Annotated in this window: 10 protein-coding genes and 5 pseudogenes; 6 read left to right on the top strand and 9 right to left on the bottom strand. The window is 59.9% G+C overall.

Going from position 1 to position 16309, the window contains the following annotated elements:
- The 3 genes and pseudogenes from NKH42_RS13345 to NKH42_RS13330 all read left to right on the top strand — a co-directional run.
- Positions 1-134 (top strand): annotated as a pseudogene (locus NKH42_RS13345) (AAA family ATPase); the annotation flags it as partial.
- A gap of 580 nt (positions 135-714) precedes the next feature.
- Positions 715-1269: a transposase gene (locus NKH42_RS13335; RefSeq protein WP_352707324.1), complete on the top strand. Its 555-nt coding sequence runs from the start codon at positions 715-717 to the stop codon at positions 1267-1269.
- A gap of 1354 nt (positions 1270-2623) precedes the next feature.
- On the top strand, positions 2624-3361 hold the full coding sequence (locus NKH42_RS13330; protein ID WP_352707322.1) for a class I SAM-dependent DNA methyltransferase: 738 nt from the start codon (positions 2624-2626) through the stop codon (positions 3359-3361).
- Here the strand turns inward: NKH42_RS13330 and NKH42_RS13325 are convergent.
- The 3 genes from NKH42_RS13325 to NKH42_RS31250 are packed head-to-tail and all read right to left on the bottom strand — an operon-like array spanning position 3340 to position 4782.
- Positions 3340-4272 carry a transposase gene (locus NKH42_RS13325; RefSeq protein ID WP_502905758.1) on the bottom strand — a complete coding sequence of 311 codons (933 nt, stop codon included), beginning with the start codon at positions 4270-4272 and terminating at the stop codon, positions 3340-3342. The genes NKH42_RS13330 and NKH42_RS13325 overlap by 22 nt on opposite strands.
- On the bottom strand, positions 4205-4369 hold the full coding sequence (locus tag NKH42_RS31255; RefSeq protein WP_502905759.1) for a hypothetical protein: 165 nt from the start codon (positions 4367-4369) through the stop codon (positions 4205-4207). Before NKH42_RS31255 ends, NKH42_RS13325 begins: the two co-directional genes overlap by 68 nt.
- On the bottom strand, positions 4297-4782 hold the full coding sequence (locus NKH42_RS31250) for a transposase (RefSeq protein WP_502905757.1): 486 nt from the start codon (positions 4780-4782) through the stop codon (positions 4297-4299). Before NKH42_RS31250 ends, NKH42_RS31255 begins: the two co-directional genes overlap by 73 nt.
- Positions 4783-5066: 284 nt before the next feature.
- Here NKH42_RS31250 and NKH42_RS13320 point away from each other — a divergent pair.
- Positions 5067-5767: pseudogene (locus NKH42_RS13320) on the top strand (transposase); the annotation flags it as partial.
- A gap of 551 nt (positions 5768-6318) precedes the next feature.
- On the opposite strand, the gene NKH42_RS13315 reads toward NKH42_RS13320, so the two are convergent.
- From NKH42_RS13315 to NKH42_RS13305, 3 genes and pseudogenes are all read right to left on the bottom strand, one after another.
- Positions 6319-7326: a D-alanine--D-alanine ligase family protein gene (locus NKH42_RS13315; RefSeq protein ID WP_352707321.1), complete on the bottom strand. Its 1008-nt coding sequence runs from the start codon at positions 7324-7326 to the stop codon at positions 6319-6321.
- Between the two features lie 981 nt (positions 7327-8307).
- A pseudogene (locus NKH42_RS13310) lies at positions 8308-8610 on the bottom strand (ISNCY family transposase); the annotation flags it as partial.
- Positions 8611-9243: 633 nt separating this feature from the next.
- Positions 9244-11061 carry a CocE/NonD family hydrolase gene (locus tag NKH42_RS13305; RefSeq protein ID WP_352707319.1) on the bottom strand — a complete coding sequence of 606 codons (1818 nt, stop codon included), beginning with the start codon at positions 11059-11061 and terminating at the stop codon, positions 9244-9246.
- A gap of 701 nt (positions 11062-11762) precedes the next feature.
- Here NKH42_RS13305 and NKH42_RS13300 point away from each other — a divergent pair.
- Positions 11763-13205: pseudogene (locus NKH42_RS13300) on the top strand (transposase).
- On the opposite strand, the gene NKH42_RS13295 reads toward NKH42_RS13300, so the two are convergent.
- From NKH42_RS13295 to NKH42_RS13285, 3 genes are all read right to left on the bottom strand, one after another.
- Entirely contained in the window at positions 13091-13324 is a 234-nt protein-coding gene (locus NKH42_RS13295) for a hypothetical protein (protein ID WP_352707335.1), read from the bottom strand. The pseudogene NKH42_RS13300 and the gene NKH42_RS13295 overlap by 115 nt on opposite strands.
- 308 nt (positions 13325-13632) lie before the next feature.
- Positions 13633-13962: a hypothetical protein gene (locus NKH42_RS13290; protein ID WP_352707317.1), complete on the bottom strand. Its 330-nt coding sequence runs from the start codon at positions 13960-13962 to the stop codon at positions 13633-13635.
- Positions 13937-14620 (bottom strand): aspartate/glutamate racemase family protein, encoded by a 684-nt coding sequence (locus tag NKH42_RS13285; protein WP_352707333.1) that lies wholly within the window; start codon positions 14618-14620, stop codon positions 13937-13939. The genes NKH42_RS13290 and NKH42_RS13285 overlap by 26 nt, the downstream gene beginning before the upstream one ends.
- Before the next feature lie 1168 nt (positions 14621-15788).
- Between NKH42_RS13285 and NKH42_RS13280 the strand changes: the two are divergent.
- Positions 15789-16181, top strand: a pseudogene (locus NKH42_RS13280) (transposase); the annotation flags it as partial.
- Positions 16182-16309: the final 128 nt, after the last annotated feature.

Genomic DNA, 16309 nt, shown 5'->3' with positions numbered 1-16309 from the left:
GGCTCCGCCAGCACGCCGAGCTCATGCCCGAACACTTGCGATCAAAAGCCTCCATCACGCCGCCGACATTAAATCCACCATCGCGGCCGCGCGGCCGGCCACCGAAAAATGGACACCCCTCCGCGACAGTCTAAGCGGCGAAACTGGGGAATTTTACTTCGGCACCTTTGGGGAAAATTCGAGCGGCATTGACACCCGGATCCAGCCGCGCTGCTGAGCCTGATGGAACGTTGGCGCGAGGAAGCCGTCAAGGCCGGCAGGACGATCGAGCGGATCGCGCTGGCCTTTGAGGCGGGACGCGACGGGTTCTGGCTGGGGCGCGCGACATCGAGGTGCACGCCATCCATTCGACCAGCGTTGCGGTATCGGGTGAGCATCGGCGTGCGAAGACCGACCGGTTGGACACGGCGATGCTCATGCGCGTGTTCCTGGGCTGGCTGCGCGGCGAGCGCGGGCATTGCAGGATGGTTGCGATCCCCACGCTCGAGGAAGAAGAGGCCAGACGTCCTAGCCGTGAGCGAGAAAGTCTGGTGGGCGAGCGCACGCGGATCATCAACCGCGTCAAGGCGATCCTGGCGTGGCTCGGGATCCGCGGCTTCAACCCCAAAGTGCGCAGAGCGGTGAAATGCCTTGACGCGCTGCGGACACCGGATGGTGTGCCGCTGCCACCAAACACGGTTGGCGAGCTCCGGCGCGATATGACCCGGCCCGGCCATGATCCGCGAGCAGATCAAGGCGATCGAGGAGGCACGCCTCTCGCGTCTAGAACAGGCGCCGGTGACGGAGCCACATGCGATGGTGCGTCTGATTGCCAGCGTCATCGACATCGGCGTCGAGACCGCCGACATGCTGGTGCAGGAGGTGCTATCCCGCAACCTGCAGGATCGCCGGGCGGTTGTCCGCTATGCGGGGCTCACTGGCGTGCCTGACGAGAGCGGTTCCAAACGGTGGGAGAAGGGCTTGGCGAAGGCCGGTAACGCCGGAGTGCGCCGCGGGGCTGATCCAGTTCGCCTGGCGCTTCCTGCGGTTCCAGAACGACAGCGCGCTCGCCCAATGGTCCCGGGGGCGAACAGATGGCCCGAGCGGTTCGCGCAAGGCGAAAAAGTTCGTAGCACTCGCCCGCAAGCTGCTCATCGCGTTGTGGCGCATGGTCACGATTGGCGACATCCTGGCCGACGTCGTGCTGCGGCAGCCGGCCTGAGCAGGCTGGGAGGGATCCAAACAAGCAGTTCAGCGTCCGGTCGGCTTTCCCTGACTGGCCGTCGATGATCCGAGGTGGTGGTGACCCGAACAGACCCCTAGCTTCGATGCCTTCTGGAGAATGGGCCCGCCGCCTCGGAGCCTTGCCGCCGAAGCGAATGGATGCTTCATGGTCAGCACGGATCCCACCGAATACAAGGTCGCGGCGCATGTGTTGCGTGCGATGGCGGGCTCCCCTCGGATCCTCTCAAATCAGGCGGGGCTGGTTGAAACGGAAGGCAGCCCAAATGGCTTGACAAACAAATCCCCATTCAAGGCTTCTGTGAGGTCCGCATGCTCGACGGAGCGGGGGGACTGGTTGTCGGACCTCATCGCAAGCCGGATTGAACGAAGCCGCGGGACGATCTGGCGCTATGGGGATTGTAGCCTGGAGGAGCAGTCGGGATCGTCTTTGCCAAGCTGACGGACTCGGCAAATGTTGAGTTACAAGGTGACAGCTAACGTCACCTACTTATGTTGGTAGGTATAACGAGCTTGAGAACAATCTATGTTAGCTCTCAAAGAACAAGGTGTGAAATGAACTCTTGGAATGTCGGCCTATAGACGCGCGATTTGGCCGAAGCCTAAATGGTAGCTCCGCGGATGAAGAGCTTTGCGGCGAGGACAGTGAGCCTCGTAGGCGAGCGTGCGAAATACCCGCCGTCGACTTCCTTGAACTCAGCGTTGCCTTGTGAATGACGCCGAGAACTCAATGATTGCCCCTGAATGGAAACGCTCAGCATTGAGAAGGTACACACGATAGTCGACAGGGTCTTTGATCGCAGCAATGCTCTGTATGTCAAGAATGTTCCCCGAAAGGGTCGTGATGTATTTGCCAATATTCCTATCGGGATTGGAGATGTATGAGCTCGCTCCAACGTGTGAATTTGATGATGTGGCAACAAAACATCTAAATCTTACCTGCACTATTGGAATAGTACTCCGCGAGATAACCATAGAAATCGAAAAATTGATCCAATGGAGCGCTACGATGTTTTTCGTTTTACCTCGCCAGTGAATCACTCTTTGAACCAAAATGCACAAACAGTTTGGAGTGACGAAGATTCCAGGTACGTGGGCCAGTATTGTGGCAATCAAGGACGTAAAGGTGGATGACGAAGTAACACATGCCCATAAGAATATCTCTGCCTATACTATAATTATTAAGTTGGTTGAAATGATGCGCTAATATGACGATCGGAGATTTAAAAGACAGCTTGAGAAGATATAAACTATAGTTGTTGTTTTATTGCTTTGAGGAAGTTTATCATCATTTAAATGGCAAATGTGAAAAACACAGCAATTCAATGAATGTCTAAAATAAATAAGATTGAACTGGCGAGAGTAGGTAAAGAAGATGTCTAACCATGCGCAGGAGAATCAAATGTCTGACGAGTTTCACTATGACGAGAATTTGGCTTCGGTCTATGAAAAATATACCAGCATGGTAGGTAAAGTCGCTGAGGCAGACGAAACTGCCGCCTTTCTTGAGCGGTTTTCCAGCGGAAGGAGTGCTCTTGAACTTGGTATTGGGAACGGCCGGGTGGCCGTACCGTTGAGCGAGCGCGGCGTCAAGGTCGAAGGTATCGACAATTCGGAAAGCATGTTGAAACTTCTCGCCGAGCATGGTGATCTGATTAAGGCTTGGAAGGGGGACATTTCCGATTTCGGCTCAGAGCAACGCTACCATCTTGTCTATTGTGTTTATGGCACGTTCACGCTGCTCTTTAGGCGCGAACAGCAAATAGCTTGCCTCCGATCTGCCGCGCAGGCACTAGATGAAGATGGGGTTTTGGTGATAGAAGTTCGTGTGCCGGCCTTGGATGGCTTCGTCAGCGGCAAGAAAACCACTACTACGCTCTTGGACCACGAGATTACAATCGTGACTGGGGAAATCCACGATCCACTAAACCAGAACTTGGTTTCAACCTCCCTCTGGTTTTCTGGTACATCGGTCAGACGTTTTCGACAACGCGTTCGTTACGTTTATCACCAGGAGCTCGATACCATGGCTGAATGCGTTGGGCTGGAGCTAGCGGAGCGTTGGGGAGATTGGGCGAGAGGTGCGTTCACCGATGAGTCCAAAAGTCATATCTCAGTTTACCGCCGAACCAGCTTGTAGTCGGTGACCTGCTCTGAACGTGCATCCCCCGACGATGAGCTAGCCGCCTTGATGCACGGCGATGAGCTTTTGGCGGCCTGAAGCGGCGATCTGGCCGCCGTTGCGGTGCTTTTTGGCAACCTCGTCAGGCGCCGGCGGTGATCTGTCGTGATGGCAGGCGGGGTTTGCAGGTTGCGGTCAGCGGGTTTATTTCGGGACGTCTGCGCCCCATTGTTTATGTCGCGAGTTGCGGGATGCGACTGAGGACGAGGCGCAGGATGCGCTGGTCCGGGCAGGATGTCGGCAGGTGCAGGCGGATCTATTTTCATCTCGACCACCCGCGCGGCGATTTTGATGAGGCGCAATCGCAGCGTGTCGAATTGGGCGACGGCAAAGCTCGAGCGTTTCGGCATCGCGGCGCGCAGGCCCCACATGAGCAATAGCCGCCGGCATGCAGGAATAGCCGGAACTGGTTGGTCGTCGCTTTGGTGCAGGATGTGCGGTCGGCGGCAAGATTGCGTCTTCCACGACTTGATGTGATTCTCGGCCGCGCCGCGCTGGCAGTAGACATCCTCGTAGAGCGCCTTGGCCTTCCCACCGGCAAGGTTGGTGACGACGAAGCGGGTATCGCCACCTTGGGCGCCGACCTCGACCCGCGCGATGATGCGCTCCACGCGGCTCCAAGTGGCGGCGCCGTCAACGAACTCCTTGAACCTGCGGACCTTGCCCGTCTTGGCCGACGCTTCGAAGCGCGCCGTCGTGCTGGCCTCCAGCTCCGCGACATGCTCGCGCAGCGTCGTGGTGGGCGCCAGGCCGAGGATGAAGTCGACATCGTTGGCGCGGCACCAGTCGATGACCGGTGGACTACAATAGTGGCTGTCGGCCCGGATCAGGATCCGGGTGTTCGGCCAGTTGCTCCGGATCGCCCGCACCAGGCGGCGGAGGTGGGGCGGATCTCAGCCCCGCTCGGCCGCTTGCCGGCCGAAGAACCGCACCGACGAACCGGCCATCGCCATCGAACACCACGATCGGCTGGAAGCCGTATTCGTCGTAATGAGCGTTGAACAGGCGCAATTGCTAGTCGCCATGCAGGCATCAAAGGTGTCGTCAATGTCGAGCACGATCCGCTTCGGCACCTGCTGGAAGGAGGCGCAATAGAGGTCGACCATCGCCCGCCCCATGGCGACCAGCTCCCGCACGCCGGGGAGGTTCTCCAGCCGGCACATCGTCGATGAGGCCGAATCCCGACCCGACGGCAGCGCATCCTGGGCCCATAGCCGGTTGGCGTCATTGCCATCCTCGTAGCCGGCGGCGATCATCTTCATGCGAAAGCCGATCATGTCGGCCAAGCTGGGGACGATCTGGTCCGAACAGCGCGGATCGTCGATGCAGCGCGCCAGACGCTCGGCGGCGACGACAGACTTGCTGCGAATAGATGACAAACGCGTCAGCCGCAGCGTAGGGTCATTCTTGGCGGGTGTGGTCTCCGGGACATGGCGCGGATCGGTCTAAGCAAACAAATCCTACGTCATTTCAAGGGTTTGCTCCACATCCCCCTGGACAGAAAATCATAAGACAAGACAACTCCATCACTGCTTTGTGATGGTGAATCGGAGCGCTGCGATGGGTAAACCACGCGAGCGGCGCGAGACCGGGGAACAGGATCTGTTCCCCGCGCGCCTGGATCAGAACTCAATATGAACCACGAACTGGTGCGGCTGGCGCGCAGCATGTTGTCGGGCGCATCCGCGCCCGCTGGCCGACCACCCGCATTCTGATCCGCGGCGATGGCCACTATGGCCGGGCGCAAGTCATGGCATGGTGGGAGGACAATCGACTACCTCTTCGGATTGCCCGGAAACAAGGTTCTCCAGCGTCTGGTTGATGAAGCCGCCGACGATATCCGCACTCGCCGCGCGCTCGAGCAGAAGCCGGTGCTGCGCGGCTATGCCGAGACCCGATACAAGGCGAAATCCTAGAAGACGGAACGCCGCGCCTGCGCCCGCAAAGAGGCAACCACCCTCGGCCTCGACATCCGCTTCGTTGTCACCAATCTCGACAAAGGCTCCGCCGAGCATGTCCACGATGTGATCCTACTGCGCCCGCGGCCAGGCCGAAAACCTGATCAAGATGCACAAGAGCCAGCTCGCCTCCGACCGCACCAGCTGCCGCTCACCGATTGCCAACCAGGTCCGTCTCGTCCTGCACACCCCCGCATACTGGTTGATGCTCACCCAGCGCGAGGCGGTGCCCACGACCCAGCATCTGTGCAACGCCGAGTTCGCTACACTGCGGCTCAGGCTTCTCAAGCTCGGCGCCCGCGTCACCGAAACCGTCTCGCGCATCCGTCTGGCTTTCGCCGCCGCCTGTCCCGAAGCAAGTCTGTTCCGAGCGATCGCCATCACGCTGCAGCCCGCAGGGCCATGAGCGCCGGGGCATCAAAGCCCCGCCGAACCCGATACCTTGACCCTCCAGCGCGTTCCAAAGTCCAGTCTCAGCTGCGGTGAAAAAGACGCCTCACACCTTCATGACCGAACGCTAAGCGGCAAGGAACCAGGCCGCTCGTGAATAGACGGGCTAGACAGGGATAGCCCAGGACGGATTACGGAAGTGCGGTAACCAACCCGCGGATAAGAGCTGGATCAACCGTCGTCTCAAGACCCCATCCCGTCTCCGCGCTGCCCTCATCAATGGCAAACAGAACCTGTGGCAAAAGGCATAGGGCGAAAAAGGTCATCCATCATTCCGGTCATAAGAGTTATGTGGCCGAGCCAATCCGCCCGACGCGCGCCCTCTAGACCGAGGAAAGCCCCGAGACGAAGACACGGAACGCGGTATCCAACCCGCGGATGAGAGTCTGATCAACCGTCGTCTCTGAGCTCCACCCCCGGCCCTGTGCAGTTCCAGCCAAGCCGACTGCTTTGCGCGCAAGGCAGTTGTTCCCTCTCGCCTTCAGCATTGACAGGGAACATGAGAGACTAGGGGATGCCGATTCCGAAGTACCGCGTGTGGGCGACATCAAGGATGCGATGGATCAAGCTCGAGTAGCTGTGTCCCGCAGTCATCGCGGCTATGACAAAACCGGAACTCATACTGAGCCCCGGCATCGAGTTGATCTCCAGGACAAAGGGCTGGCCGGAGCTAGCGATACGGAAGTCGACGCGGGCATAGTCCCGGCAGCGGCAGGCACGGAAGGTCGCTATCGAAATATCCCGCAGCACCGTCGCCAGCCCGCTCTCGATTTGCGCCGGGCAAATCTTCGGCACCGCCGCGGCCGCCACGAATTTCGCATCCCAAGTCATAAGACGCGTTTCGCGGTCGCCGAAATCCTGCTCCACCATAGGCAACACCTCAAGCTCTCCGTTTCCAAGCAACGCAACGCAGATTTCCCGCCCCTCGATGTATTCTTCCACGAGCGCATCCTGCGCATACTGCGCGACGTTCTCTTCCACGGCCTGTCTCAACTTAGCCGGTTCATGTACGAGCTGCAATCCGAGGCTGCAGTCTTCGTGAGGTGGCTTCACTACGACTGGGAATCGCAGGTTGCCGATACTCTCGTTGCCGCGACGCATCACGCGAAAGTTCGGCGTCGGCAGACCGACGTCCCGCATGAGCGTCTTGGTGATGACCTTGTCGCTCGTCCGCCCAAACCCGAGCGGGCCACATCCGGTGTATGGAACACCGGCCATCTCAAGCATGGCCGGAACGTGGGTGTAACGGGACTCGCCCTGAATTCCCTCCGCCAGGTTGAAGACGATTCCGGAAGGGCGGGCTTGCGGATCGGGTGGCATGAATCGCTCGAGCGTAGTGAGCAGTCCTTTATCGCCTTCACACAGTAGCGTCTCGTGGCCGCCCTCTTGCAGTGCCGCCACCACCCTTTCGATTTTCCCTGTCTGCGGCCAAGGCTGGGGCGGCTGCGGACAAGGGAGACCGAACCGGTTGATCACGCCCGTAAAATCACTGTTCGTCACGATAGCTACCCGCATGAGCTACTCCTTTTATGTTTGCCTGCTGTCACGTTCATTCGCTTGCATTTGGTTGCTAATGGGAACAGCTCGTCTGGACCCCGCGCGCCCACCGGTTCGGCCGGCCAACCGGCGAGCGGGTTTGCTCCTGCCGCAGGCGGAGATCGCGATATCTCTTACATATGCTGCCGGCCTGCACCGACACAGTTCTGGGAAACGCAGGAGAAGGTTCAACGCACTTGGCAAGCTCGTCAAAGTCACGACGACCGAAGCCGCCACCACTGTCGTGAACGCGCCAGACCGCTTCGCTCGCGGGCCAAACACAGGGCGAGGACCGGAACGGACGCAATCTGACGAAGCCAGCCAATATTCCCCCGACTAAGCGCGCCGTATTCCTGCGGGCGGTCCAGCGTCGCGGGAGCCGGCGGAATCGTGCAGGAACGATGCTCGCGCCGCTGCTCGCCGGCTTTGATCGTGCCGAGCGAAGCAACCGCGGGCAACGGTAATGTCCATCGATGTAGGGCGCGAAAGCCGCTGCTGCGGGAATGACAGCGGCACCCGCGCCGAACCCGGCAAAACTTCGATTGGCGGGACAGCACTCGACAGTGCAGTGTCTATCGCATTGAGTTGCATCGTTTGAGCAAGTTTCATATGGACCTCCTCGGTCGGAGACCGCCAGACCGCAATATTCGTAACGAACGGATCCTCCACCGGTACCCCATGCAATCGGCGAGCCAACGAAGAGGTTGTACGAGTAAGTGGGCGAAACCATGTGTTTCGCACCCGACGCGGAATACTTGCGCGTCAGTGCGTCAGGTTCCGAACACAGACGCCTCGAACCGGACACGGCTGAAGGCGCAACCGGAGGTCGAATGGCGACGGTTTCGTCGGGCACACGTCCGAGTTCGGCATGATCAATCCCCGATGGCGCCCCAGCCCGCCGTCGTGACACATGCCGGAAACTCTATCGTCCAGAACTGGATCTTGCGGGCCCGCCTCTGGCCGTGGGCTCCACGATGGCAGGCGGGAAAGGCGCGAAACGAGGCGGGAGCCCTCAAGGTGGAACGCCAACTCCTGGTAGCTCAACTGCCGATATTGTTTGAGCAGCGTGCAGCGCAGCAACGCTTCGGGGGGCAGGCCATGCCGTCTGATCGCTTTGATGCCGCCCTGACAGAGGTCTCGCGCCACCCGGCCAAGTGGATCGCAATGCTCATTGCGACATCGCCTCAGCTCGCAGCCGATCTCGTGCGTGGCAAAAGGATCAACTATGCTGGGTTGGACGGTGCGTTCTTCTGCGACGCGCAGATGGTTGCCACGCGCGAAGGCAGGTTGACGAAGTAGAAGCCCAAGGAGCAGTGGCAAATTCTTTGCGCCTCCCCTATTTCGCCGATTAGGGCGCTTCCCTTCGGTCTCGACGAATGCGATCGGCTTGTCGCCGCCATTCATCACGTCGAGGACGCATGTAGCTGTGACCGGCGGAGATAGGCACGTCGCTCACCTTCTCCCCGTCATAGATGTGAAGAACAGCGTCGGTTAGCAGAACGACGAAATAGGGCCACCCGTGAATGTGCCAACCGGTCGCCGCACCCGCCGCAAAATCCCATCGTGTGATGCGTGCCATGTCGTCGTCCCTGGCTAGGAATAGCAGGGATATCACAGTTAAACGCCATGCTTTGCGCCTCCCTTCGCGCCCTGGACCCGCCCGCGGCTACGTTACCTTCGCAGAACCCGCCTTCAACTGAACCTCGCGGCCTTATCTACCACATTCTCCAGTGGCTTTCCTGTAACCCCGCGTTCCAGATTCTCCAGGAAATTTCTAACGGTGCGTTCCCCCCAGTCATACAAATCTGCCGACATGTGAGGCGCTGCGATTAGCCAGTTCATCGTGTTCACGTCCGACGAGTCTGTCTTGAATGTCGACCAGATTCGGCTCTCTGCTTAGGGCTCAATGATCGGCAGGTCGATGTAGCAACCGGCCGGGCCACGATGAAATTTGAGGAAGGGCGGCTCGCCGTCCGCGGGCACGCTGGCAAAGGTCGGCACGTCGCTGCCGGCGAGAACCACCCTCAGGCGGTGACCCGCCGGTAGACGGGCGGAGATCGGGAGCAAGGTGAAGGTCAGAATGGCAGGCTCGCCCGGCGTGAGCGGTTCGGCATCGCGGCGCAGGTAGCTATGCTGGGGTCCGAGCGCGCTGAATGGTGAGTCGGTCCACACCTTCCGGTGCACGGCGCGCAGCTGGCCGCGCGTGAGATAATAGGGCTCCCCGTCCGGCTTTACGCCGTCGAGGTACACGAAAAAGGCAGCGTCCTCGCGGGTCGAGGTGGTGTTCAGGTGGACGACAGGGTCTCCGGTGATCTCGAGGTCGCGTGTCAACGGCTCGCTTATGTAGGCGAGGCGACCGTCGACGAACTTTCGCCGATCTCCAAAATCCACATCGGGGCGGTTCCACCACTGCGAGGTCTGAGTTCCCAGGGCACGGTCAACCTGAAGCCAATCGAAGCCCGCCCGGTCGGGCGATGCGCTGAGCCGGGAGCCACTTGCCATGTACCACCGTCGGCGGGTGGCGCCCGGCAGCGGCCACGAGCGGGTCTTTTTCCAGCCCTCCCCGAGCGTATAGTAATGGAGGACCTTGCGTTGTTCGCGGGCAGCCTGGCCATTGAAGCACAACTCCGCAAAGCGGAGTTGATCCGCTTCCAGGGTCGGCATCGTTGGAAGGATGACCTCATCCGCGGCACGAAGCGGATCGTAGGGTTTATCGGCGAGGGAATGCCCCCACGGGCCGATGATCTGGCACTGCGGATTTGACAGTCCCACGAAGCGACGAACGGCTCCTTGAGCCAGGCCACCATCAAACCAGCCAATCCAGTTTTGTATTGGGGTACCTGAGCGAGAGATCCGGTCCATGACATACATGGTGCTAGAATTGAGCCAGGACTCTCCACCCCAGGTTGGGGGACGATCGTCCTTGAACGTCACCAGTCGTTGGCCTTCCCATTCCGACGGGGCCGCCTCGTGATCGCGCAGGGCCGCTTGGAGGTCCGCCTCGCCATCCGGCCCAACGGGACGCACGCCCGGCGAGGGCGTGATGGTGATCGTGCCGGCCCCTTGGTCCGTGCGAGAGAACACATTGCGGTCCAATAATTTGACCCTATTGCCCCACACTTCTCCTTGAGCGGCGTTGGTGATTCCAGCGGGATGGTAGTTTTCTTCGTATGGACAGAGTTCGACGCCGCTCGCTATGACGCCCCTCAGCGCCGGATGATTTCGCTCGGCCATCCACATCGCGGTGGCGCCGGGATAGGAATGGCCGGTGCCGACCACACCGCCCGTGGACCAGGGCTGCGCGGCGATCCAGTCGAACACGTCGCTGAAGTCCAATGTTTCGGCGCGCGAATAGTGATGACGCCACACGCCAAACGATGCACCGGTGCCGCGAACATCTCCAACGACAACGGCATATCCGTGCGGCACGAACCGTTCGGCGACGCCCGCGTACGTGTCCGGAGATCCCTTCTGGCCACGCCAGTAGCGTGTCATCAACAGAACAGTGTCTCGCTTGGTGTGAGGGCCGTCACCCAGCGGACGGACGACATCCAAGGCGATCTTAACACCGTCGCGCAAGGTCACATAGAACGATTCCAGCTGGCCGATCTTGTACGGCCCCACGGCTTCGCCATGAAGATCGAAGCCGAAGATCGTTGACATCTGCTGCGCGGACGCCTGCTGCGCGCCAGCGAGCTTCGAAGACATGGTCATACTGTTCCTCCTGAGATATGAGTTGGCCCCTGTAAGTCGGCGTGAAGGAGAGAATGCAGCCTTCAACCCGGCGGCCGGAAAATTGGCCTAGATTGAGCGTACTGTTCGCCTGAACCGCCCCCCATGGCCGCCGTCACGCACAGCCATTGACCAGCCTTCCAACCTTCTTCCATAGGACGATCAGGCCGGATCGCCTCTCCATCATCTTTTCGACCGCCGTGTGTGACACTGGTTCCACACGCTCCAACTCGGGTTAACCAAGCTTGGCGACAGTTAGTGCGCATCAGCCGTCTCGTGATTGGATTCATAGCAAACTGGATAAGTCGTCTTTTAGCTTTGTTAGGACGCCAGACGCAGGTTATTCTCGCGTTCCTGTTCCTACCGGCGAATTGCGGCAAGGAGATCAAATTGCACAAACATCTCGACTCACGTGACCGGGTAGTGTGCGGGAAGTTCTGCAAAATCGCTCACGGGAGTGAGGCGGCCATGGCAGGTTGGTGATGTTCGACGTCACCACTCGGTGAGGAGCCCCTACCATGACTAAGATCGAGGATATGCCTGCCGCTGCGATTGCAAGGGCTTCTGATGCGGCGCGACAATGAAGCTGCGAGCGCGCATTGGCTCGCCTGAATTGTTCCTGGATGTTAAGCCGTTGCCTCATCTGATTTGCTCCCCGCATTCGTGTGGCAGGAGCAAATCAGATGAGGCAGGTCAGCATGGCGACGCGGGATGAGCTGGTGAGCGCGGTAACAGAGCGCTACGCCCGAAGCGAGCGGGCAGGGAAGTCGCGCATTCTCGATGAGTTCGTGGCGGTGAGCGGCTTTCACCGCAAGCATGCGATGCGCCTATTGCGCAACGGACCGCAGGTGGGTCGTTCGGGGCCGCGGCCGGAGCGGCGGCTTTATGACGATGCGGTTGGTGAAGCGCTGATCGTGTTGTGGGAGGCCTCGGACCGGATCTGCGGGAAGCGGCTGAAACGTTGGTGCCGATCCTGGTCGAGGCGATGGAGCGTCGGCCATCTTCAGCTTGCGCCGGAAATCGGACGCGGCTTTTGGCGATGAGTGCGGCAACGATCGACTGTGCGCTGCGCGCGGTCCGCGAGACCGCAGTTGCCCGCAAGCGGCGCCTGCCCGCGGCATGCTCGGGGCTGCGGCGGAGCACCTTCTCCGACTGGCAGGATCCACCGCCCGGCTTTGTGGAGGCCGACCTGGTGGCGCACAGCGGCCCAGTGACGAGCGGCAGCTTTGTGCAGACGCTGGTTATCACCGACGTTGCGAGCGGATCGACGGAATGCGCGCCGTTGCTGGTCCGCGAGCAGAAGCTGCTGAGCGAGGTGCTGACGGAATTGCGGCGGCTGCTGCCGTTCGACCTTCTCGCCTTCGACACCGACAATGACAGCGTGTTCCTGAACGAGACGGTGCGCGATTTAAGAATGATCAGGCTTTTGTCGAGCAAAAGAACGGTGCCGTGGTGCGCCGCATCGTCGGCTGGAGGGGCTTGAAGCCGCCGCAGCCCTGGCGCAGCTCTATGCGACGGTGCGGCTGTTCGTGAACTTCTTCCAGCCCTCCTTCAAGCTGGCCGCAAAGGAGCGGGACGGCGCCCGCGTGCGCAAGCGTTATCATCGCCCGGCGACGCCCTGCCAACGATTGCTGGCGGATCCGCGGACGCCGGAACCGGTTCGCGCCGCACTCGCGCAAACATATGCGGCTGGACCCTGTCCGGTTGCTGAGCAAGATGCGGATGGCGCAGCAGCGCCTCGTCGACATCGCCGACAGGTCCGGCACGCCATCGGTTGTCGCGGCCGATCCGTCTCTCGACCGGTTCCTGTCGGGCCTGCGGACGGCTTGGAAGGAGGGTGAAATCCGCCCAACCGCGCAAGCCAAGCCGAGCAAAAACGGGGCCGTCGGCGACCGGATCCCTTCGCCCTCGTCGCCAAAGAACTGCAAGCGTGGTTTGACGAAGAGCCCTGGCGGACGAGCCGCGAATTGCTGGAGCGTCTGCAGGCGGAGTGTCCGGGGCAATTTCCCGATCAGTTGCTGCGCACTTTGCAGCGCCGCTTGAAGATCTGGCGAAAGGAAAAGGCGCACGCAATGGTGTTCGGCGCGATGCAGTTCGAGCCGGCAATCGAGCCGATGACGAATTGATCCGGATTCCGGTCGTGGGGAACGTTATGATGAGGCAACGGACAATGTCGGTCGGGAGTATTCCACGGTGAGGCAATACGAATCTCATCCTGATCGCCGCGCCGCAGCCATGGCAGCATTTGGCTCGCCGCATCGAACTCAGGGCGGAGGCTGCCCCGCCAAGCCCACTACATGACGCAGATGATCTTGGCATTGCAGCGGAGCTGGACGATCTCGTTGAGCCCATAGCTGTCCCGATCGACGGCACGCGCCATATCGTCTCATTGGAAACGGCAACGCCGCGCTACGGTAACATCTCCTCGACCAGACGGGGTGAGGAGAAGGGTAAGCGCAATTCGGTAAACGCCGTGACGAGCGTCGCGGGTCGGAGGCGCTATGATGCCATCGGGCGGGTCTGGATTGTCGCATTGAAGATGAGGTTCGCGCGTCAGCTGGTGTTATGGTGCGCGCGTGCGCCGAAGTTGAAGGGCAGCAGATTCTCGGCGTCGGCTGCGCGCTGGGGCAATTCAGTGAGCACGTGGCAGTATGCGGCCAGATAATGATCGCCGCCTCGCTGAGGCGAACCAGCAGAAACAGAACGGGGCATATACGGCTTCCGATTCAGAGGCGGTTTGCCCCGCCAAACGATGAGGCTCAAGCCGAATGCCCATCTGTCGATCACCCGACTTGCGCGGCTGGCAGATGCCGACGGCATCATCGGCTCCCAAGCCGCATCGGTCGGACCGCTTGAGTCAAGGCCATCGTCTTGAATATCCATTTTTACCCCGCCATCGCGATTTGGTACTCGCCCATGGACGCCTCAACGCAAGCTCGGGCCAGCGCATCGGTCGCATCGAGCGTCGTTGTCCGGACCTCAAGCCCTGAAGAGCGACAGGAAGTTCGGTACATGCCAAAAGCAAGCACTCCGCTCCCTGCTGGACCAGCAGCCTCGCCGCGGCGCCCGCTGCCTCGCGGGCGGGAGCCATCGTGCCCCCTTTGACAGATGTGATTGAATGGTCGATGAGACGTTGCGTCTTCTCGTCTGGAACGACTACGCGATCGACCGCCTTAAGCAATTCTGTAGCGTAGATGTCTGCGGAGATTGTCCTGCGCGTCGCCATGATTGCGATCGAGCGTGGCCTGGTCGGCATCGCTAGGAGCTCGTGAAGCACCGCCTGGGAGATATGAAGTATCGTCGCCCGACACCCCCGGTCCAATCGATCGTGCCAATAGTGGGCCGTATTGCATGGAATCGCGATGAATTCGACACCAGCCGCGTCAAGGAAGCGAACGCCTGAAAGCATCGGCAGGAAAGGATCGTCTCGACCATTCTGAATGGCCGATGACCGATCTGGTATCTGCGGAACGTCGTGAACAATAAGTGGAATATGATCCTGATCTATTGTGGCAGGCGTTGCAGCTATGATCTTTGACATGAAATCTAATGTTGCGGCTGGGCCCATACCCCCGAGAATACCTATGAGATTCTTGTGGCGCACTTGATTTTCTTTCTGGTTTGCAACCGCCATTGACTATTTCCAAAATTGCCCGCTATCGGTGAGACATGCGCCACGACCATCTCCGCCGTCGACGCCCCATAGAGAAGCTGGCGTGCATGCCTCGGCCCAAAAAAATGCGCCCTGTTCATCGTGCGTCACCCACTAGTGGCTGCGATGTCCGTAGCCCTGCGTCTCCTAGCCCCTGAACTTGGAGGAGCCGCCGCCAATTTTGCACATCCGCTGTAACGGATGCAGGGATCGGCTGATTGCTATTCCATTCGCCGCGCATCGCATGGGCCCGCCCCGCCCGCGCCACACGTTGACAGTCGGCAAACGTTCGCGCGTCCGCGGAAATTGAGAAAGTGGTCGCTCTCGAAAGTGATGCGTGTTCGCGGGCGGCGACGCCACTGCGCATCCAGCCGACTTCATTCGGATCGGACGCGCGGCCAGGTAGCGGTGTCCATGAATTCGAGCATGCCATCGACATTTTCTCCTTTAACGTGTTGCCAATGTGCGTGCGTAGCTCAGGTTTTCTGGCAGAATGGGTCGGTACGGACGTTATAGGGACGTATCTAAAGCTTGTTGTCGTCGACCGGTTGAATTGGACGGCGGGCATGGTGGTGCTCTCCTTGGGTACAGGGGGCAGCTTCGATCGCGTCCCCGACGACTCCGAGTTGGCGCCTCTCTTCAGAGGTTAGGGTCAATGCGGATGGTCCACACCCCGCTTTAAGCCAAGTTGGGCTGCAGTCGGATCAGTCCAACCACGTTCTCAACAGCAATTCGTGTGCCAAGTAGCTTCGAAGCTTCTGTAGATACTCCAGAATGGCGTGTGCCTCCACAGTGCGGGAGCGAGACACCGCACTCGCCGGCAGGCAAACCTCCTCAAGCGACCAAACTTAATCGGATACAGTCTGAATTCAGCTACCTCGTTCTGTCCAGGCGATCTTCTAAATTGGTCTCGACGAGATTTGTCATATTTAGGATGTCTGCCGCATCGAAGAGGCGGGTTTGTGCCAAAATGCATCGGGCTTTGAAACGCGTCCTGAAATAAACCGTGTGGTTTGAAATATCGCTTACGCTGTCCAAGCAAGCTGCAACATCTCGGCGCTTGCAAACCATGCCCGGTGTCGGCCCTATCGCTGCCCTTGCCATTGAAACCTTTGCGCCACCGATGGAAGCCTTCAAGTGCGGTCGCGATTTCGCCGCCTGGCTCGGGCTGGTCCCTCGGCAGAAGTCGAGCGGCGGAAAGCAACGATTAGGGAAGGTATCGAAGATGGGCCAGCGCGATATTCGGCGGTTGCTCATCATCGGCGCAATGGCCGTGGTTCGATGGGCATCTCGGAGGCGCGCGCCCGACGGTTCCTGGCTTGCCCGCTTGATGTTGAAGAAACCGCGCATGCTGGTCGCAATCGCGCTGGCCAACAAGATGGCGCGTGGCATCTGGGCCATGCTGACGAAACAGGAGGACTACCGAGATCCGGCGACGGTGCCTGCGTGATTTGCAACAACGCACCTGAGACCGGGACGTCGGGGATGTGAGGAAGGCATGAACTGCATAGGCAAATGATCGATCAGATCGGGGTCAGGAAAACCAGAGTCAAGTTGAGAGCCCACGCAAGCTCGCTT

The organism is Mesorhizobium sp. M1142, assembly GCF_040318565.1.
GTDB lineage: Bacteria > Pseudomonadota > Alphaproteobacteria > Rhizobiales > Rhizobiaceae > Mesorhizobium.
Note: the sequence above shows the minus strand (reverse complement) of the source record. Positions and strands in the feature narration are given on the sequence as shown.